Genomic DNA, 19,670 nt, shown 5'->3' with positions numbered 1-19,670 from the left:
GAGTTTCCCGTCACTTGCATAGCTATATCGATAAATTTTAAGTACTTGTTAGACAAAACACAATCATCCCCTTGTGTTTGTGGTGCAAACGTACACAGGTGACTTCTTATTATTAAAATTATAGTGGCTTAGGCAAATTTAGAGAAAAGGATTTCTACAGAGCCATTTTTTGAGATTCGATTAGCTCTGAAAAAGAGTTACACTTTTAAGTCGAAAAGCTAATTTAATGGTCAAATAGGAAAAAAGAGTAATATTATGAATCGATCCATTACCCTGCTACGAAATATCCTTGCTTCTGTCGCCGTATTCCTGATTGTGGGAGTTATTGTGACCGAAATGTTTTCAAAAATTATTTTCTTCTCACTGTTCTTAGGAATACCCGCAGGTACAATTGCTGCATTTCTCACTTTTTTTTATTTAACTAATATGAGAAACAAATAAGCTTTAAGAGTTTCTTTCCAAAAATACATCAAAAGCAGAACTGGGACATTAATGTATAGTTTTCAATGGATTACTGGATATTGCATTTCCTGTTCTGCTGGAAAAAGTATAATACAAAGTTATTGAAACATTTCGTTAAAAATAACAATTTATGTACATAAAATACTGCTACTTGTGTATTGCATATGCACACACTTTTCCCGCTTGCAGGGTAAAGGATTATAAATGTAAGAGGTATATCAAAGGGAAAAAGGTGATCTTCTTATGAGTTACTGGCAGCCTGAATATGAAACAATGGATCGTGATAGCTTAAAGAAATTACAGCTTAAAAGACTTAAGAAAACGGCTGCTTCTGTCTACAATAACGTTCCTTTTTATCGGCAGAGATTTTCTGATGCTGGAATCAAACCTGACGATTTGAAGTCTCTGGAAGATGCTTCAAAACTACCCTTTACTCGAAAACCTGATCTTCGTGCAAATTATCCATTTGGGCTTTTTGCTGTTCCAAAGAAGGATGTAGTAAGAATTCATGCATCATCCGGAACAAGTGGAAAACCAACAGTTGTGGGTTACACTGCCAGAGACATTGACATGTGGGCAGACATAATGGCACGTGACCTTGCAATGGTCGGAGTGGGTCCAGACGACATATTCCAGAATTCTCTGAATTACGGCTTATTTACAGGTGGAATGGGTTTTCACTATGGAATTGAAAGACTTGGTGCAATGGCTGTTCCAGCAGCTACCGGAAACACTGCCCGCCAGCTTGAAATGATGCAGGATTTTGATGTGACGGTACTTAACTGTACGCCATCCTACGGTTTGTATCTGGCAGAAACGGCTGAAGATCTTGGTATTAGCGACAAGCTTTCACTGCGCATCGGTATATTTGGTGGCGAACCTTGGTCTTCCAGCACTCGAAAAGAACTTGAGGATGCATTTGGCATAAAAGCCTATGATTCCTATGGTCTTTCCGAATTAATCGGCCCGGGTGTTGCTTTTGAGTGTGAGGAACAGGATGGTCTTCATATATGGGATGATCACTTCCTCATCGAAGTGCTTGATCCTGAAGGAGAACCAGTTGCAGAAGGAGAAAAAGGCGAACTTGTTTTGACTTCTCTTACAAAGGAAGCATTCCCTGTAATCCGCTATCGCACAGGGGATATTACCCGTCTTCTTGAACCAGAATGCGGATGCGGCAGGACTAGTACCCGTATCTCACGCATTCTCGGAAGGGCAGATGATATGCTCATTGTTCGCGGAATTAATGTTTTCCCATCACAGATTGAAAACGTACTTGTGGGGATAGACGGAATAACAGATCAATTCCAGATTATCCTTGCTCGTAATCACCACAAACTTGATGAAATTACTGTTCGTGTTGAACTTTCTGAAAATGCCTTTACTGGTGAATTAAAAGATCTTGCTGCTGTCAGAAAGCATGTGGAATACGAACTCAAGAGTGTTTTGAACATTCGTACCAATGTCGAGCTGGTGGAGAAAGGTACAATTCCCCGAACAACAGGGAAGGCCCAGAGGGTTATTGATCGTCGTGAAGCAATCTAATGAGGAGATTTAATGTCTCATATTATGGAAATGCTCGGGAAAACCAGAGTGGTTGTAAAAGATGGTAAAGTCGTCGAAGTGGGGGAGCCAGAGATAAAATGGTGCCCAATTTTTGCCAAAGTGCATGATATTCAGGAAATTACTTCTGCAGCTGTTAAGCGGAATATGAAGTATAGGATTAAGAGTTTTGGTTTATTTACTCCACAAAGAAAACTTGATATGGATGTTTTTGTGGGATTTGGTGCCTCAGAAGTGATGATGACAGGTCTTGGCAGGGGAATGCTGGATGCCACGGTAACAGTATGTGATGGTGCTGGCACTGTAATTACTGCGAACCCGTCACTTGTTCAGGGGATGGGTGCACGGATTTCCGGCCTTGTGGAAACCGACCCAATTCCCGAAATTATTGAAGGGATTACTGAGCGTAAAGGTGTTGTACTCGATCCAGATACTGCAAAAATAGACCCAGTTGCAGGTGTCCTGAAAGCGAGTGAAATGGGCTTCAGAAAAATTGCAGTTTCAACTATTGATCCTGTTGTTGCGGCAAAGTTGCGTGAAACCGAAAAAGAACACGGGCTTGATCTTTTTGTCATTGGTGCACATGTAACCGGACTTAGTAAGGAAGATGTCAGTGAACTCATAGGTTATCTCGATATTATAACCAGCTGCGGTTCAAAGTGGGTGAGGGAATTGGTACAGCCTCTTGCACAGGTAGGAACAGCCGTACCGTTGTTTGCCCTGACCCAAAAAGGAAAAGAGCTGTTACTTGAGAGAGCAAAAGAAGTTACATCTCCTGTACTCATAAATACAATGTCACTGCCGACATTACCGGAACATAAGCAGCCAAGGGAGCTCGTTTGAAATCAGATACAGGAAGTGTTTTCTTCTCTGACGTGAAATATTTTAAAAATAGATACAAATGCATAAGGTATTATCCAACAGGATAATTCAGAAATATCAATGGAAATTTTGGACATAGCACCCCATTGCATATCCCAACGATGACAACACATACGCATAAACTGGACGACGATGACATTAAAGAAGTGAAAGCTCTTGGGGATGAACTTGGAGTTTCACTGCTAGCTCTTAAGATGTAATAAGGAAATAGGCTGCAAAACAATGCATCCTAGTCCATTTTTCTCTATTAATTCTTTCCTGTATAATCAGTCCTGATTTTCCCATTTTGATACAGGAAGCACTTCCACATCCTTTTCCTCGGTAGAAGAAATCGTCGCCTTGATCCTCTTGAAACTAGGAACTCCTGTGCCGTTTGTTTCAGGTGATACTAGCACGTTGGACCAGGGGCTATTAAGCATGTAGGCAATTCCAGCATGTTCTTCCTCTTCTTTTGATTCAACTGCCCTGACAATAACTTTTCCCCATTTGTTTTTCAGGAGCACACGATCATTGTCCTTAATTCCGATTTTCTTCATATCTGAAGCTGTGAGGATAATAATTGCGGATTGATCTGCGTATTCAGCGGAGAACCGTGAATGTTCATAAGCTGAATTCTGGAAAATATCCCTGTGTGTGACAATAAGAATATCCAATTCGGGCTTTGAAATAAACTGGCCGAATCCCATTAGATAGCCTCCAAGATACGCTTGAGTATTTCTTCATCTGACAGCTTTTTGGAATCGATGAAAGGTGTTATTTCCACTTTTTCACCATCCATGCGGACAGCATTTCCTGCTGCTTCGGTTCCAGTGTACGCGGAAGGTATGCTTACATCCGCTATCATGGAAGTAAAGGTTCTGGCGGGATCAATAACTATTGTAGGAATATTTTTCAGCTTTTCCGCAATACTTTTTGGGAAGCAGCCAAGGGGATCTGATCCAATGATCAGCATAGCATCCGTTTCTCCGGAGTTCAGTACTTCCATAACAGAGCAATGCGGACCATGATCAACTTTATTCCCGTCAAACTTTACCCTGTTTATGTATCCTGTTTTCTCAAAAAGCAGGTGGTTAAAACCTCTCATGTTATACTGGCCAACCATGGGCATGAGATGAAAATTTGATGATTTGTTTAATGCTTCAATAAGTTTAATCATGGGTTCAATTTCTGGTAATGAATAAACCAATCCCAATCCTGCAAAAATAGTCCCGAATTCTGCCTTTTTCAGGAGGTTCGCAAGCTCAAGAATTTCTTTTGAACTCATTCCAAAAGATACTTTCGGGATTTTACCGTTAAGGGCAGCGGTAAGAGCATCTATCAATTCTCCATCGCTACCGGGCGGTATGCGGTAGAAATTCTTATTGCATATTTCTGACGTATCGGATTTTCTGACATCAATCACTATTGCAGTTCGATTTTCCTCCCAGCCCCGCTGTCTTTTCTCTCCACGTGGGAAATAAGAAAACCTTGAAAGGTGTCTGGGATGGGAGCTGGCAGGATCAGATCCCCAGAATAGGATCATGTCTGCCAGGTGACGCACTTCATCAAGTGTGCAGGTGGGAACCTTGCCTTCAAGTATGGCTTCAACAACCGGTCCCTGGCAAAAAGATGAAGTGTCATCAAGATATGCACTGAGTTTGGATGCCAGTTCGATAGCTTTTTTCTGTGCTTCAAGGGAAGAGTTACCGAGTCCGTATATCATAGGCTTATTTGCTTCTGACAAAATTCGGGCTGCTTCAGTGATGGCTTTATCAATATTTTCTTCCCTGCCCTTAATGGTACAGGTCATTCTTTCCTCATCACCCCGGATTCTTGCAGCACCTTTTCGGCAGGTATTGTAAGTCTTTTCTATGGTGTTCCCTTCGGTTTTTATACCTATGTCATCGCATAAAAGTGCACATCCGGTGCACACAAAATCTTTGATTTCCACGTCTTGCCTCCAAGCATTATCTTGTGGGATTTTCATACAAATTCAATAGCTTTTGTGGGACAGGTGGCAATACAGCCACTGCACAGCCTGCTTTGGGGACCAAAACGCCTGCATGACTCCACATTGGAAAGCTTCACAACTCCGTCTTCAACCCTGAGTATAATTTTGTCGCTGGTGGGTGCTTTTCCCGAACCTGCACCATAGGGGTCCTCTGCAACATTTACAGGGCATGCTACCACGCAATTTCCACAACCTGTGCACAATTCCGTATGGACTATCATACCGGTTTCGGAAGCAGATTCCGCAGGTGGCAGCAATTTTACAAGAATATCATAATTTTCCTTGTTTTTTTCTTCTTTCAAAGGGGGGCAATCATCCACAGTCACTTCCCGTGCAAGCAATGCGGCTGCAAATGCCATGCAGCTTGATTTTCCGCATTCCTTGCAATTTGTGCGTGGAAGATACTGGTAGATTTCCATTGCACTGGCCATAAATCCTCCAAAAAATCCTTTTAGGGATTTTTGATCAATTACTTAGAGACCATTAATTAGCTTTTTGATTTAAAAGTGTCACTCTTTTTCACTACTATTGAGCATAATACATAAGCTACGCTCTTGTATTATGCTTGTATATCATAAAATGCATTATTTCATGAAATATTATTACAATGTACCGGACGTAATCTGTACCAGAGATTTAATTGCTAACTATCTGAACAAAGATGCACTTAAGAAACAAAAATATCGAAGACGATGGATTCGATGAAGTCTATTCAAATAGAGGGCAATGTGAAAGAATTCACCAGAACATAAAGTAGATAGTTAAATTCCATATCAGGGGAATAAACAACAAAAGTAAAAAAAGTGTATTCGATCATGAATTTCGTATTGTATCAGTTGCTTGTAACCACATATTTGCAAACTGGAGTAAAAAAATTAACTCGTTTGCAGATTATATGTAAGGAAAATAGCATCAAATTAGAATGGGAAAGGATTTATGAGCTAATTTGATATTTTTTCTATAAAATATTAATTATCCGGAAATTTTTCTCTCAAGAATCATGGGCCACAGAAGCAGGAATATCATAAGGCTTAGGATCAGGACAAAAAGAGTTCCTGCTGCAATATCAACATCAGAATATGTTCTAATATCATTTCTGTAAATCAATGTAAATACGGCAAAGACTAAGCTAAGGAGTATTGCTGAAAGAAAACTCAGCATGGGTGCACGGTTTTTGCTTTTCTGTTCTACCATTGCTTCATCGCCTCATTGATTTATTTCTTTTCATTAAGAGGGAATTGGTTATCACTGAAACGGAACTCATTGCCATAAAAGCCGCAGCAATTGCAGGGCTTATCAGGACTCTTTCGACAAATGGGAAGAGAACGCCGGCAGCAATCGGGATGCCTATTGTGTTATATCCAAAAGCCCAGAAAAGATTCTGTTTTATTTTTCTCATGGTAAGTTTGCTTAACAAAAGGGTATTTACAATATCGTTCACATCATTTTTGATTAACACTATATTTGCGGATTCAACCGCTACATCAACTCCAGCACCCATTGCAATTCCCACATCCGCCTGTGCAAGGGCAGGAGCATCATTTATGCCATCTCCTACCATGGCAACTTTCTTCCCCCTTTCCTGCAAGCGTTTTATTTCAGCAGCTTTATCAGCAGGCAAAACTTCCGCAAGAACTCTGTCAATTCCCGCCTTTTTTGCAATTGCATTGGCGGTTTTGCTGTTATCGCCGGTAATCATTACGACTTCAATATTCATATCCTTCAATGAATGTACAGCAGATGTGACTTCTTTCTTAAGCGTATCTGCAACTGCAAGGATTCCCTTGATCTCGTTTTCCATGGCGAGTATCATTACTGTCTTGCCCTCATTTTCAAGGGCTTCAATTGATGACTCCACTTTAGTTACTTCAATTGATTTTTCTTCCATGAAACGCCGTGTCCCTATGATTACTTCCTTATTTTTCCATATCCCTCTAACTCCTTTTCCGGAATATGTTTCGAAGTCCTTTACCTTTTGTATGTCCACACTTTTCTCATGTGCCGCATTAACGATAGCTTCCGCCAGCGGGTGTTCGGAGAGATTTTCAACTGAAGCTGCTATTTCCAGAATCTGTTTTTCGTTCATTCCTGAAAATGTCATGACATTCGTAAGGTGTGGTTTCCCTGTGGTTAATGTTCCTGTCTTGTCAAAAACAATAGTATCAACCTTTGATGCGTTTTCAAGACTTTCTCCGCTCTTGATTAGTATACCCCGTTCAGCTCCCATACCGGTGCCCACGATTATGGCTACAGGGGTTGCAAGTCCAAGGGCGCATGGACAGGATATTACAAGAACCGTGATTGTCGTAAGCAGTGCAAAGAGAAATGGACTGCTAACGCCTGTAAATGTGATCACGTCAAATATCCAATATCCTATAAAATACCAGAAGAAAAATGACAGAAGGGCAAATGACATTACAATCAGTATGAAATGGCCTGCAACCACATCAGCCAGCCGCTGAATTGGTGCCTTGCTTGTTTGCGCTCTTTCAACAAGTTTTATGATTTGTGAAAGAACAGTCTCTGCACCCACTTTGGTAGCACGAAACCGGAAAGAACCGGTTTTATTGAGTGTAGCGCCTATGACCACATCACCAATTGATTTTTCAACGGGTATGCTTTCTCCCGTAATCATGGATTCGTCAATAGCAGAACTCCCTTCGGTTATAACACCGTCCACCGGAATTTTTTCACCCGGGCGGATTTCCACTATGTCACCTTCCTTTACATCTTCAACCGGGACTTCTTTTGCTTCTCCATCAACGATTATACGTGCGGTTTTTGCTTGAAGATCCATGAGTTTACGGATGGCATCCGAGGTTTTTCCCCTGCTCTTTGCTTCAAGGTAACGACCAAAAAGAATGAATGTAATCAGCATTGCAGCCGAATCAAAATATTTCTGCTCGTAACCGGCGCCGAGATCAAATAGCGTAGCAGCAGTACTTGCAATGTATGCTGCCCCAGTGCCTACAGCCACCAGCAGGTTCATGTCAGCAGATCCATGGCGCAGTCCCTTAAAAGCTCCTGTGAAAAACTGCCTCCCTGGAAATGCAAGTGTCAGGGTTGCAAGGGCAAACTGTACGATGTCATTTGCAAGGATATCAGGTACAATTACATCTATTTGGAGCATGTATTGCATTGATCCAAGCATTAATGCCAATGTGAGAGCAAAAGCGACAATCAGGTTAAGGCGCTGGTTCCGAATTTCAGACTCACGCAACTCTTTCTCAGAATCTTGGATTACCTCAGATGCAATAGTTGCTTTGTAGCCTATATTTTCAATTGCACGGATAAGTTCAGAGGGTTTTACTATTGACCCGTCATATGTAGCTTCAGCTTTTCCAATTGAAAAATTGACATTTGCATCAAATACGCCTTTTTGTTTGAGAAGTGCTCTTTCGATATTGTTTGCACATGAGCTGCATGTCATCCCTTCAACATTAAACGTAATATTATCATGGCGGACACCATATCCCAAATCCTCTACAGCTTGTCGCATTTCTTGAAGAGTAGTCTTGCTCTCATCAAAAATCACTGAGGCTTTCTCTGATGCTAAGTTGACTGACGCTTCCTCCACGCCTTCCATTTTAAGAAGACCTGTCTCTATCCTTTTGGTACAGGCCGCACAAGTCATTCCGGATATATCAAAAGAGATATCTTTTTTAGCTTCATGGGTATTTTTTTCATCATTTGTGGGAAGCTTTTTTTCTGGTTTAGATGTGCTTGTATTTTCGAGCATTTTCTCTTTTTCAACAGAATAACCGGCAGTTTGGACAGCATCTTCAAGCATTTCAATTGAGACCAAAGATGGGTCAAACTCTACTTCCGCTGAGTTTCTTTCCAGACTCACATCGACATGCGTGACACCATCTATGGAACTAAGGGCTTTGTGGATGCGTTTGCTGCAATGATTACAGCTCATCCCTGAAATATGAAGATTGAGAAATTCCATTCCAATTCACAGCTTTTATGCTTGATATCCAGCATCAACAACTGCCTTTTTCATGGATTCTACAGAAGCCTTTGAAGGATCATATGTTATGTCTGCCTTTCCTTTCTCAAGATCAACGGATGCAGATTCCACACCTTCTACTGCCATTAGGGCTTTCTCAACAGCCATTTTACAATGTCCGCAGGACATACCTTTAACTTTTATCTCAATTTTTTCCATAGTAATCCCCATATGTAATATCTTCCCATTATTTTAATATATATAGATATACAATGGTAACTGTTAACACTGTTAACGGCAATAACTATAATATTCTACTGGCACATATAGTTTGTGAGAACATGGAACTGATAGCTGAACAGATTAAGGAACTCAAAGAAGAGTTAAATGCCATTATACTTGCACATAATTACCAGCGATGCGAGATTCAGGAAATGGCCGATTTTGTAGGAGATTCACTGGGATTAAGCCAACAGGCTGTTGAACAGGATGCAGATGTAATCGTCTTTTGTGGTGTAGACTTCATGGCAGAAAGCGCTGCCATTCTTTCACCTGAAAAAACCGTACTTCTACCTGTCAAAGAAGCTCATTGTGCAATGTCAGAAATGGCTGATGCCCAATCTTTAAGGGAGGCGAAAGCCAAGCATCCAGACGCGGCTGTTGTTTGTTATGTCAATTCATCGGCTGCTGTCAAGGCGGAAAGTGATATATGTTGTACATCTTCAAACGCAGTGAAAGTCGTAAACTCGCTTGATGCTGATGAAATTCTTTTTGTGCCTGACATGAATCTCGGGAAATATGTTTCCAGATTCACGGATAAAAAAGTAATAACATGGGATGGCTATTGTCCGGTTCATCACCAAATAGCGGCAGAAGATATACTTCTTGCAAAATATGAGCATCCTAATGCTGAAGTTTTGGTTCACCCGGAATGCCGTGCAGAAGTCATAGATCTTGCAGATGCTGCTCTCAGTACATCAGGAATGCTGAAATATGTAAAAAAATCGCCGTCAAACGAATTTATTATAGGGACTGAAAACGGAATGCTTTGCGGGCTCAAGGCAAATAATCCGGGCAAGCAATTCTACTTTGCTTCTCCTTTTGCGGTCTGTGTCAACATGAAAATGATTACACCTACCATTCTTCTTGAATCAATGAAACAAATGAAGCACGTGGTTATGGTGCACGAAGATCTCAGGGAGAAAGCAAAACTAGCTTTGGATAGGATGCTGGCAGTTGTATGATATCTCAAAAACCATCAGTTTTATAGCTCTCAAAAGGTTATGCAAATAGTAATAGATTTATTTTACGTCCGGCAACATTTTGCAAGTTCATTAAAAATTAAAAAAGAAAGCGTTCGAAGTCAAAATGTGATGTCTTATGGACATCACATTGCATTTTTCCCAATCATAGCAATTGTATCATCAATATCCACTTGAAGTTCTTCAGGGATGCCACCGATTCCTACATCAAGAAAACCGCGTACAATCATTCCCACAGCTTCTTCTTCGCTAAGACCTCGTGACATGAGATATTCAACCTGCTCACGGGCAATGCGACCAACGGCTGCTTCATGGGATAACTCAATATCATCGACATTTGCTTCGAGGATTGGAACTGCACGCTGTGTACCTTCATTATTTAGAACCAGACCGTGACATTCAAGGTGTCCGTTAGAACGGGGTGCATTGCCAATCATCTCTCCTCTTGCAGTAATCTTACCACCCGTGGTTATTGTCCTTGAGATGAGTTCAGCTTTCGTTTCAGGTGCATCAAAAATCACACGACTCCCCAGATCAAGCTCAGATCCAGGATGAGCAACTGCGATTGTGTTAAAGCGTGCAAACGCTCCTTTGCCTGCAAGACGTGCAGTTGGGTAGCTCTGGATCGATTTGACAGATTTGAGCGTTATATAATTGTTTATAAGGGTCGCCCCTTCCTCAAGATAAATGACCGTTCGGGGCCGGACACCAATTTGATCTGACCAATTGTGTATCATCGTGAAATTCAAAGTTCCGTTTTTCTTGACATACATCTCAGAAATACCAAGATGTAGGGCTTTTTCCACACCTGTACCTGTCGTGCAGCCGGTAATCACATCAAGACAGGCGTTTTCTTCAACAATTACGATGTTGTGAACTGTCTGGGATACATTATGTGATCCCAACATCAGGCATGTCTGTACGGGCATTTTTGTATGGATTCCTTTGGGAGCCCGAATGAAGTAACCGTTTGCATTTTCCAGATAACTTAAGGCAGTGTACTTGTCTGCATCTACCTGTACCAGATTCCACATGTAATCCTTAAGCCACTCATATTTTTTCTGTGCAAAATGAAGAGGCATAAGTTCAATATTCTCATCCGTAACTGAATTATGGGTAATAGTGTTATCGATCATCACAAGACTGCCGATACGTCCTGCTCCACTGGGCACAATTCCTGCATTAAGTAAAGCTCTCTGTGCTTCTTCGTCAAGATCCTTTAAGTCTTCAATATAAGCCAGATCCATCGGAGCAATGTCATATTCAGTAAGTTCAATATTTTTCCCATATGCAGCTTCCTTGTGGAGAGCCGCTTCAGCTCTTTTTCTCAAATTTTCTTCGGCTTGCATTTGATACACTCTCCATATCCCATTTCCTTGATATCATGAAGCAATTCCCTTGGGTTGCCTGAACACATTACAGTTCCGTTGCAGAGAACATAAGCGCGGTCAGCTTCAATATAATCCAATATCTGACCGGTATGAGTGATGATTAAAGCGGATTTTTTATGTTCACACCTCTCACCGGCGCATTTGCATTCCCCATGAATAAGATCATTAATAGTTTTACCAATAATTTCGATACTCATTAGATCTACACCTGATTCAGGTTCGTCAAGCAGGAAAAGAGAGGGGTTTTGTGCAGCCAACTGGAGAAGTTCGGAGCGTTTGATTTCCCCGCCTGAAAAGCCAACGTTAACATCTCTTTCCATAAATCTGAGCATATCAAGCGATTCTGCAATTTCTTCAATGTTTATTTTTTCTTTTGCAATGACTTTTACCAGATCCCAGAGTTTGACTCCGGTTATATCCGGAGGTCGTTGGGTCATAATTCCGATCCCACGTTTGGCTCTTTCATCAATGGAAAGGTGTGTGATATCCTCACCGTTGAATATTATCTGACCCTTCACTATATTGTAGCCACTAAATCCCATTAAGGTTCTGAGAAATGCTGATTTGCCCGCACCATTTGGACCAAAAAGAATATTTGTGTAACCCTTTTCAACTTTGAGGTTGATATCTTTGAGGAGTATTTTGCCTCCTACCTCAACACTCAGGTCTTTCACTTCTAGCATGTAATCCTCCGGATGTTCAATGATAAAATTAAATTGATTATTATCCGGATAAAGCTTTCCGGATACCATTGTTGACAAAGTTAAGTATGTACTTAAATCCTTTCATTTATTGTATTTTTGGAAATATAAAAAATCTGATATTTTATTTTTTATTAGAATCTTCTTTCGTTTCCACTTACCAATAAATTATATCTGCAGTCTCTGATTAAAGCAAGTGATATCATCTTTCTATTATAATCCTATTCCTTTGTTAATGCGCTAATAAAAAAAGGAACACTACTAATGGATAATGTGGCTACAATATATGATGATTTTGACGATTGCAATGTTTCACTAAACCTGTCATAACTTTCTTCTTAAACGAAGTTATGGAACAAGAAGCAATTGAACGATATGGCGTTAAACATGAGCAAGCATAACAATAAAAACTCATGGGAATAGAAAAGCAATTCAGAATGCAATCGTTGAACACCCATTAAAGATATTTCTACAATAAGTATAGAATAGTTTTGGGCAGACCAGTTTTAATTCATCATTCTTCATCCAGCCCTTTTATTCCGAAAATATAATTTGCAACACGCAGGGCATCCCTGTCACCTGTGGCTTTTTCATCGGAGTCACTTAATTTAACAACCGGTATACCATTAACTTTGTGTAACTTAATCACGATATTTAATGGCGGGGATTCCCTGAAAAATACCGGATTATTTGTCAGGTATGTTCCAATACCAAAGCTGCATTTAATCCTGTTTCCACAGTATTCTTTTATCTGGATGGCTTTATCGATATCAAGAGCATCACTGAATACAATAACTTTCTGGGTCGGGTCAATACCAAGTTTTTTATAGTGTTCAATTGCTTTGTCCACAAACTCAAGTGGCTTTCCGCTGTCGTGTCTTACACCGTCATAAATACGGGCAAGTTTTCCATCAAAATTATTGAAAAATGCATCTGAACCAAATGTATCAGCAAGTGCTATTCCCAGTTTACCATTGTAGACTTGAACCCAATTTTCAAAAGCAAAGCGATTGGCGTTTCTCAATCCTACAAGTGCAGAATTACCCATTATCCATTCATGTCCGATTGTTCCGATGGGTTTGAGGTTATATTTATGTGCAAGATGAACATTACTTGTACCAGCACATATGGAAAAGTCTTTGAGGACATCGATTACATTATCCTGTAGTTCATAGCTTCTTCTGCGCCGCGTTCCGAATTCACTCAGGACACATTCGGAGGTTTTGAGCTTTTCTCCTGCATTTTTGATCAAATTACGGTAATCATGTATAATCGCAGATAAAGATTTGTTTGCTTTCCATTCAGTCTCAATCATATCAAAATAGAGTTCCGAAATTGTGGACATCAGTACAATTTCCCAGAGAATGGTGCTATGCCAAGGTCCCTTAATCTGTATGTCCAGATCCCCAGTCTCATCCAGTGATATAGAAACTTCGTCAGGCTTGAAGCGGAAATTTCGCAGGTATTCAAGGTAGGTTGCGGTAAAATAGGGACAGTTTCCGGAAAGCCAGTTGTGTTCTTCTTCTGTTAACTTGAGTTTTGTGATTTCATTTTGAATTATGCTTTTAAGTTCATTTACAAACTCATCTGTAAATCTTTGGTTTCCACGGTTAATGAATCGATACTCAGCTGTTACCGTAGGGAAAAGCTCAAGCACGGCCATTTGCATTGTGAATTTGTAAAGATCGTTGTCAAGTATGGAATGAATCACGGGTTTACCTTCAGTTATTTTGGATTATCAGATCTCAGCGCCTTTAGTTAGAGTTTATATTATTTAATTTGAGTGGAAGTAGAATATTAGGGGTTTTGGATGATGATATGGAATAAAGGAAATAAAATATGCTACTATTTTGCGACTTTATTCTTAAAAGTCGGAAGAAACTTTTGTGTTTGGTGTAATCTCTTTGTCTACAACTTCGATTAAATGTGTTTTACTTATCAGCATTGATTATTGCAATCTTTTCATGTTATTTCGTCCAATGAGAAAATTTCCCTAAAAATGGGACTGCTGAAAATATTTGCTGCTATGTAGCAGGTTATGTTTTTTTTAGTTCTTATGAGGATGTGTACTTTATGTTGAGCTGTGTACCTTATTTGTTAGATCAATAGGTGTTTATGTACCTTATTTTCGACTAAATCTTCAACTACAACATCATCATTTTGCTGAAATTACTATGCTTTTCCTTCTTTTCCTGTACAATAAACTAACGTTGTGTATTATATAGTGTAAATTTTTCTCTCCCTCGAAGGATTCATATAACTTGCAGGGTTGCATATAACGTCTCATCAAGAAAACAACGGATGTACTTCATGAAAAACAATTCTAATTATTTATGTAAAAACAGGCCTGAAATCCTTGCACCTGCAGGCGATATGGCTGCTTTGGTTGGTGCAATTAAGGGAGGAGCAGATGCTGTTTATCTTGGAGTCGGAGATTTCAATGCCCGGCAGGGCGCTTCTAATTTTACTGAAAAACAGCTTGAAGATGCAATAGAGATGGCTCACTCATATGGTTTATCTATTTACCTTGCATTGAATATTCCGATTAAGCAAAATGAGATTCAGCAAGTATTGGATCTTCTTGATGACGCATATTCGATGGGCATTGATGCTGTAATAATGCGTGATCTAGGGCTCATATCTTATATCCATAATCTTTATCCAGATCTTCCAATTCATGCAAGTACCCAGACAACTGTTCACAATACAGCGGGTGTAAAATTCCTTGAAGAGCTAGGGGTCAATCGAGCAATTGTTGCACGGGAACTTAGCACGTCTGAATTGGCATCCATTGTTCATAATTCCAAAATAGGCATTGAGATATTTGTCCATGGTGCACTTTGTTATTCCTATTCCGGGCAATGTCTCTTCAGCAGTTTAACAACAGGAAGGAGTGCAAATCGTGGTGCTTGTGCCCAGCCTTGTCGCTGGAAATTTGATCTTGTTGTAGATGGCAAGAAATGCAATGCTGAAATCGGGGGAAATTATCCCATAAGTTGTGCCGAATTGTGTACTCTCGGGAAAATTGGTGACATTGTCAAAACAGGTGTTTGTAGCCTTAAAATAGAGGGCAGGATGAAAAAGTCGGGTTATGTAACCGCCGCCTCCAGAGCGTACAAGGAAGCTGTGGAGAAGGTCTGCAGTGGTAAACCTCTCGACGAAAAGTGGGTTAAACAGAAGGAAGAAGAGCTTGGTAGTCTCTTTTATCGTGGATTTACAAAGGGTTTTGTCCTAGAGGATCGGGAGGTAACACATCCGGCATATAGCTCAAGCCATGGAGTGTTTCTCGGCGTTGTGCAAAACTTGGTCTTCACAGACACCTCTGCATCTCTGAAGATAACCCTTGAACATGATCTGGAAATGGGTGACGGAATAAGTATACTGACAAAACATCGTATGCTTGGATCTTCAATTGGAGCAATCCTGATAGGTGCCAAGGAAGTCCCATCGGCAAAACGCGGAAAAACTGTATCTCTCCTGATAAGTCCCAGAACCGGGAAAGCCGTGCAGAAAGGCGATAAAGTCTATATTACCACTGATTCCTCATTACTCAAGCAACTTCATGCAGTTCAGCTTCCCAAAATTCCGGTGGATATAGTTGTAGATGCACATCTTGACAAAGAATTGTCAGTCACAGTTTCTGATGGGATTTCACATATCGAGCACATTGCTGATTATATTGTCCAGCCATCAAGGAAGGCTCCTACAGGGGAAAAGCAAATCTCTTCCATAATGGAAAGGCTTGGGGATACACCATATACAGCTTCCAGTATCAAGATAAACGCAGATGAAAATATTTTCATCCCTTTGGGTGTACTTACACAGGCACGCAGGGATGCTTTTGATAAATTTCTTGAAAAAAAACTTTCGGTGTTCCAGAGGGATGCTAAGTATCCTTTTTTTGATACTAAAAAATTTGATTTTCATAAAGTTAGTAATTCCATACTGTTAGCTGTGGAAGTGGGAAATGTCGACAGTTTTAAGGCTGCGATTGAAAACGGAGCCGACATAATTTATGTTCCAATATACCTTCTTCCCGAAATTCGACAATTTGAGGGAGGAAAACTTTTGGATTCAAAGAATGAAAAACCAGAGATTGTATTATCTCTCCCTTTGATTATTCATGATTCAGAACAAAGAACCATCATTCCATTGGTTTTAGAATCAAAGAAGTACGGATTAACTGTCGAATGTTCTGACCTTGGTTCCCTGAAGCTCGCGGAGGAGTTGGGATTACCATTTGTAGCTGCAAAATCCCTTAATACTTTTAACTCGCTTTCAGCAGAAATCTTGTCAGAAAAAGGTGCTATCAGGGTTTGCGTTTCTCCGGAGTTGTCGGTTGAAGAGATCCGGAAACTTTCAAGTGGTGTCAACCATGATAAAATGCAGCTTGAACTTGTAGCTTATGGAAGACAACTCATGTTTGTCACCGAACATGATCTGTTGGGTCCCCTTGTGAAGCAGGGATTTTTTCGCAACGGTATGTCTGCATACCTTGTTGATAAAAAAGGTGATAGGTATCCTATAAGAAGATGGGGTACACGAACCCTGTTGTATGATTCCCGTGTAATCAACATGTCTGGAAAATTGCGTGACTTGCAGGAGGCAGGGATATCCGTCATCCGTCTTGAACTTGGAAATGACGGTCAAAAAAAGGTGGCAAATCTCGTGACTACCTACAGAGAAGCTCTGGACAGGTTGTCCGGTAGTACTTAATCAGGATAGACACAGCATTTTATAGGACACGATTTAAAGCGTCTGGCACAAAAGTTCAAGTATAATTGAAATACTAATCCTTATATACAAGTATTTCAAATATATTTGTAATGCAGGAGGGCATCTAAATGCTAAATCAATATTTGTTTGAACTCATAAATGTAGGTTTTTGGGCGCTTCGGGAATACCTTGCGCTTCATGTACTTCTCTGTCTTGTGCCTGCTTTTTTCCTTGCAGGTGCTATAGCATCTCTTTTTTCAAAGGAATCTGTCCTTAAGTTCTTTGGCAGCGAGACTCCAAAGTATATTTCCTATCCGGTAGCTGCAGTTTCGGGTTGTATGCTTGCGGTTTGCAGTTGCACAGTGCTTCCGCTTTTTGCAGGTATTTACAGAAGAGGTGCTGGAATTGGTCCGGCAACTACATTTCTTTTTTCAGCTCCGGCTATTAACATTCTGGCAATAGTCTACACAGCAAAAATATTGGGTTATGATCTGGGTATTGCGAGGGCTGTAATAGCAATTTCTTTTTCCGTAATTATAGGAATCACAATGGCTGCAATTTATGAAAGAAAGCAACCACAAAAGAAAGGAATACAGGTCTTCGGGGAAGAAAGGCATACTCATAGTGTATATCTTTTCATCTTGTTGCTTGCGATTCTTGTGCTTCCAGAATTCCTTGCCGGATGGCTGGTATTGGCAGCAGTTGAAATTCCTCTGGTATTTGTTACGGTATACATGTCTTTCAAATGGTTTTCAAAGGAGGAACTCGAAAGCTGGATGTCTGAGACATGGTTCCTTGTAAAGCAAATCACACCACTTCTCCTTGTAGGTGTCTTTGCTGCAGGAATTATTGTTGAACTCCTTCCGGCGGAATATGTCGTTGCAGTTGTAGGGAGTGATACATTTTCTTCCAATCTTATAGCATCTGTTGCTGGTGCGCTGATGTATTTTTCAACTCTTACGGAAGTTCCTATTATTAGTGCATTGACTGAACTGGGTATGGGAAGAGGTCCTGCTCTTGCAATGCTTCTGGCTGGTCCAGCTCTTAGCCTTCCAAACATGATTGTAATCAGTCGCATAATGGGTATCCGAAAAGGACTCACCTATATATGCCTAGTTGTTCTGATTGCATCTGTTGCAGGTTTTGTATTTGCCCTATTGTGAATTGTATAACAAAAGATGTAAGTATGAAAATACTTGTGATATCCGACATACATGGCAATATGGAGGCCCTTTCCTCCGTCATCCAGATTCCTCATGATGAGGTACTATGCCTTGGGGACCTTGTTGACTATGGTCCATCTCCAGTTGAGGTAATTGAATTCTTAAAAGCACGCAACATCAAGGTTCTCAAAGGTAACCATGACAATGCAGTGGCAACGGGGCTGGAATGCGGCTGCAGTGATGAACTCAAATATCTCTCCATTGCTACAAGGGATTATACCAGGGCGCATCTGGACAAAAGCCACATAGATTACCTAAAATCACTGCCATCTGAAATAGAAATGGAGTTTGGTGGCGGTAAGGTATATTTCACCCACGGAAGCCCTCGTTCTTTTTATGATTACATTCGCCAGGAAACATCGGAAAATGAATTAAGGAAAATGATCGGGGAAATTGATGCGGATTTACTTTTGGTGGGTCATACACATATGCCGTTTGAAAGACAGGTAAATGATCTCCGTATTGTTAATGTCGGATCTGTGGGACAGCCAAGGGATGGTGATCCCCGGGCAAGTTGTGTCCTTCTGGATACCGCTACATTGGAAACTGAATTCATAAAAACCGATTATGATATTGACTCTGTTGTGGTGCAGGTGTCAGAAAAGATGCCTTATGCTGAAGAATTGATCTCGGTAATGGAAACCGGAAAAACAGACCATGCGAAAAGAATCGGCGATAATCCTTAACCGGAGGAGAAAATATGAAGATCGAAATACTTGGCACGGGATGTGCAAACTGCAAAAAGATTATATTTCAAAAATTTCTCAGCGTTTAGTGTTCCTGTATCCTTTCACAAGTTCGAGGTTTGCTTCAATAACGTTTTGCTTGAATTCAGCAAGATCACAGCTGAGATCTGGCAAATTTGCCGCATCATTCGCATTGACAATTACGCTTCCAATTGGAACACTCTTGCTGGGTTTAATTGTGACCCCATGGACTGTAGCATTGTGTAATACTACAACATCATCCCCAAGTGTACAGTCAAACACAACTGCACCAAAACCGATAAAACATCCTTTTCCAATCGTGCATGGTCCGTGGACAATGCATCCGTGGGCAAGCGATGTTTCTTTTCCGATAACAACTTTTGAACCTGTTGTTCCATGTATTATAACATTGTCTTGTACATTGCAATTATCTTCGATTTTGATAATTGTATCTGTTTCATCTGCACGTATTACAGCATTAGGACCAACAAAAACGTTATTTCCTATATACACGTTACCAATAATGGTTGCTTTATCCGAAATCCAAGCAGTTTCGCTTATTTCAGGCTGGTGTCCGGCAGGGTTTTGCATATTTTCACCGTATTGTCTATTAGTTAATGATCAGAGGGTTATTTCGATTGTTGCATTTTAATGATGAGGCTGTTTCATAACTTCTTGTTATACTTTTTTCCAGCATAACAGGAAACGCAATATCCAGCAATTCCTTGAAAACTATATCTTTATATCTGCTTGCTAATCTTCTAAATCACATATTCAACCATGTAAATCTTCTCCTACCAGTAATTGTATTGAAAAAGGTT

Annotated in this window: 16 protein-coding genes and 1 pseudogene; 7 read left to right on the top strand and 10 right to left on the bottom strand. The window is 40.4% G+C overall.

What is annotated here, in order from left to right; all coding sequences use genetic code 11:
* Nucleotides 1-705 precede the first annotated feature (705 nt).
* Nucleotides 706-2,007, top strand: coding sequence for a phenylacetate--CoA ligase (locus PWQ49_RS08065; RefSeq protein ID WP_300609763.1), 1,302 nt, complete (start codon nt 706-708; stop codon nt 2,005-2,007).
* Between the two features lie 12 nt (nt 2,008-2,019).
* A complete protein-coding gene (locus tag PWQ49_RS08060; RefSeq protein ID WP_300609761.1) occupies nt 2,020-2,868 on the top strand; it encodes a methanogenesis marker 8 protein in 849 nt (282 codons plus the stop codon).
* Between the two features lie 305 nt (nt 2,869-3,173).
* Here PWQ49_RS08060 and PWQ49_RS08055 read toward each other — a convergent pair whose 3' ends face one another.
* From PWQ49_RS08055 to PWQ49_RS08045, 3 genes are read right to left on the bottom strand one after another with little or no spacing between them, the layout of a single operon-like run.
* Complete coding sequence (locus PWQ49_RS08055) at nt 3,174-3,593, bottom strand: molybdopterin dinucleotide binding domain-containing protein (RefSeq protein WP_300609759.1); 420 nt, start codon at nt 3,591-3,593, stop codon at nt 3,174-3,176.
* Nucleotides 3,593-4,837, bottom strand: a complete 1,245-nt coding sequence (locus PWQ49_RS08050) for a formylmethanofuran dehydrogenase subunit B (RefSeq protein WP_300609757.1) — start codon at nt 4,835-4,837, stop codon at nt 3,593-3,595. The genes PWQ49_RS08055 and PWQ49_RS08050 overlap by 1 nt, the downstream gene beginning before the upstream one ends.
* 32 nt (nt 4,838-4,869) lie before the next feature.
* Nucleotides 4,870-5,328, bottom strand: a complete 459-nt coding sequence (locus tag PWQ49_RS08045) for a (Fe-S)-binding protein (protein WP_300609755.1) — start codon at nt 5,326-5,328, stop codon at nt 4,870-4,872.
* Between the two features lie 230 nt (nt 5,329-5,558).
* On the opposite strand from PWQ49_RS08045, the pseudogene PWQ49_RS08040 reads away from it, so the two are divergent.
* Nucleotides 5,559-5,798, top strand: a pseudogene (locus tag PWQ49_RS08040) (ISNCY family transposase); the annotation flags it as partial.
* 71 nt (nt 5,799-5,869) lie between these two features.
* Here the strand turns inward: PWQ49_RS08040 and PWQ49_RS08035 are convergent.
* The 3 genes from PWQ49_RS08035 to PWQ49_RS08025 are packed head-to-tail and all read right to left on the bottom strand — an operon-like array spanning nt 5,870 to nt 9,068.
* Nucleotides 5,870-6,091, bottom strand: coding sequence for a hypothetical protein (locus PWQ49_RS08035; RefSeq protein WP_300609753.1), 222 nt, complete (start codon nt 6,089-6,091; stop codon nt 5,870-5,872).
* Between the two features lie 4 nt (nt 6,092-6,095).
* The gene (locus PWQ49_RS08030; protein WP_300609751.1) at nt 6,096-8,849 is read right to left on the bottom strand and encodes a heavy metal translocating P-type ATPase; all 2,754 of its coding nucleotides are present in this window, start codon (nt 8,847-8,849) and stop codon (nt 6,096-6,098) included.
* A 15-nt stretch (nt 8,850-8,864) separates the two neighbouring features.
* Nucleotides 8,865-9,068, bottom strand: coding sequence for a copper ion binding protein (locus PWQ49_RS08025; RefSeq protein ID WP_300609749.1), 204 nt, complete (start codon nt 9,066-9,068; stop codon nt 8,865-8,867).
* A 122-nt stretch (nt 9,069-9,190) separates the two neighbouring features.
* Between PWQ49_RS08025 and nadA the strand changes: the two genes are divergently transcribed.
* The gene (gene nadA, locus PWQ49_RS08020; protein WP_300609765.1) at nt 9,191-10,093 is read left to right on the top strand and encodes a quinolinate synthase NadA; all 903 of its coding nucleotides are present in this window, start codon (nt 9,191-9,193) and stop codon (nt 10,091-10,093) included.
* Between the two features lie 143 nt (nt 10,094-10,236).
* Here the strand turns inward: nadA and PWQ49_RS08015 are convergent, their stop codons facing one another.
* The 3 genes from PWQ49_RS08015 to pncB form a co-directional block, all read right to left on the bottom strand.
* The gene (locus tag PWQ49_RS08015) at nt 10,237-11,460 is read right to left on the bottom strand and encodes a SufD family Fe-S cluster assembly protein (RefSeq protein WP_300609747.1); all 1,224 of its coding nucleotides are present in this window, start codon (nt 11,458-11,460) and stop codon (nt 10,237-10,239) included.
* Nucleotides 11,439-12,185 (bottom strand): ABC transporter ATP-binding protein, encoded by a 747-nt coding sequence (locus PWQ49_RS08010; protein ID WP_300609745.1) that lies wholly within the window; start codon nt 12,183-12,185, stop codon nt 11,439-11,441. The genes PWQ49_RS08015 and PWQ49_RS08010 overlap by 22 nt, the downstream gene beginning before the upstream one ends.
* Nucleotides 12,186-12,717: 532 nt before the next feature.
* Nucleotides 12,718-13,914 carry a nicotinate phosphoribosyltransferase gene (pncB, locus tag PWQ49_RS08005; protein ID WP_300609743.1) on the bottom strand — a complete coding sequence of 399 codons (1,197 nt, stop codon included), beginning with the start codon at nt 13,912-13,914 and terminating at the stop codon, nt 12,718-12,720.
* Nucleotides 13,915-14,513: 599 nt separating this feature from the next.
* Between pncB and PWQ49_RS08000 the strand changes: the two genes are divergently transcribed.
* The 3 genes from PWQ49_RS08000 to PWQ49_RS07990 all read left to right on the top strand — a co-directional run bounded on the left by PWQ49_RS08000 (nt 14,514) and on the right by PWQ49_RS07990 (nt 18,828).
* Nucleotides 14,514-16,919: a U32 family peptidase gene (locus PWQ49_RS08000; protein ID WP_300609741.1), complete on the top strand. Its 2,406-nt coding sequence runs from the start codon at nt 14,514-14,516 to the stop codon at nt 16,917-16,919.
* Nucleotides 16,920-17,047: 128 nt separating this feature from the next.
* The gene (locus PWQ49_RS07995) at nt 17,048-18,082 is read left to right on the top strand and encodes a permease (RefSeq protein ID WP_300609739.1); all 1,035 of its coding nucleotides are present in this window, start codon (nt 17,048-17,050) and stop codon (nt 18,080-18,082) included.
* A 23-nt stretch (nt 18,083-18,105) separates the two neighbouring features.
* A complete protein-coding gene (locus tag PWQ49_RS07990; RefSeq protein ID WP_300609737.1) occupies nt 18,106-18,828 on the top strand; it encodes a metallophosphoesterase family protein in 723 nt (240 codons plus the stop codon).
* Between the two features lie 78 nt (nt 18,829-18,906).
* Here the strand turns inward: PWQ49_RS07990 and PWQ49_RS07985 are convergent, their stop codons facing one another.
* Nucleotides 18,907-19,440, bottom strand: coding sequence for a carbonate dehydratase (locus PWQ49_RS07985; RefSeq protein ID WP_300609735.1), 534 nt, complete (start codon nt 19,438-19,440; stop codon nt 18,907-18,909).
* Between the last annotated feature and the right edge of the window lie 230 nt (nt 19,441-19,670).

Origin of the sequence: Methanohalophilus sp. (assembly GCF_030156785.1) — an archaeon.
Lineage (GTDB): Archaea > Halobacteriota > Methanosarcinia > Methanosarcinales > Methanosarcinaceae > Methanohalophilus.
This window is presented reverse-complemented; position numbering and strand designations above follow the sequence as displayed.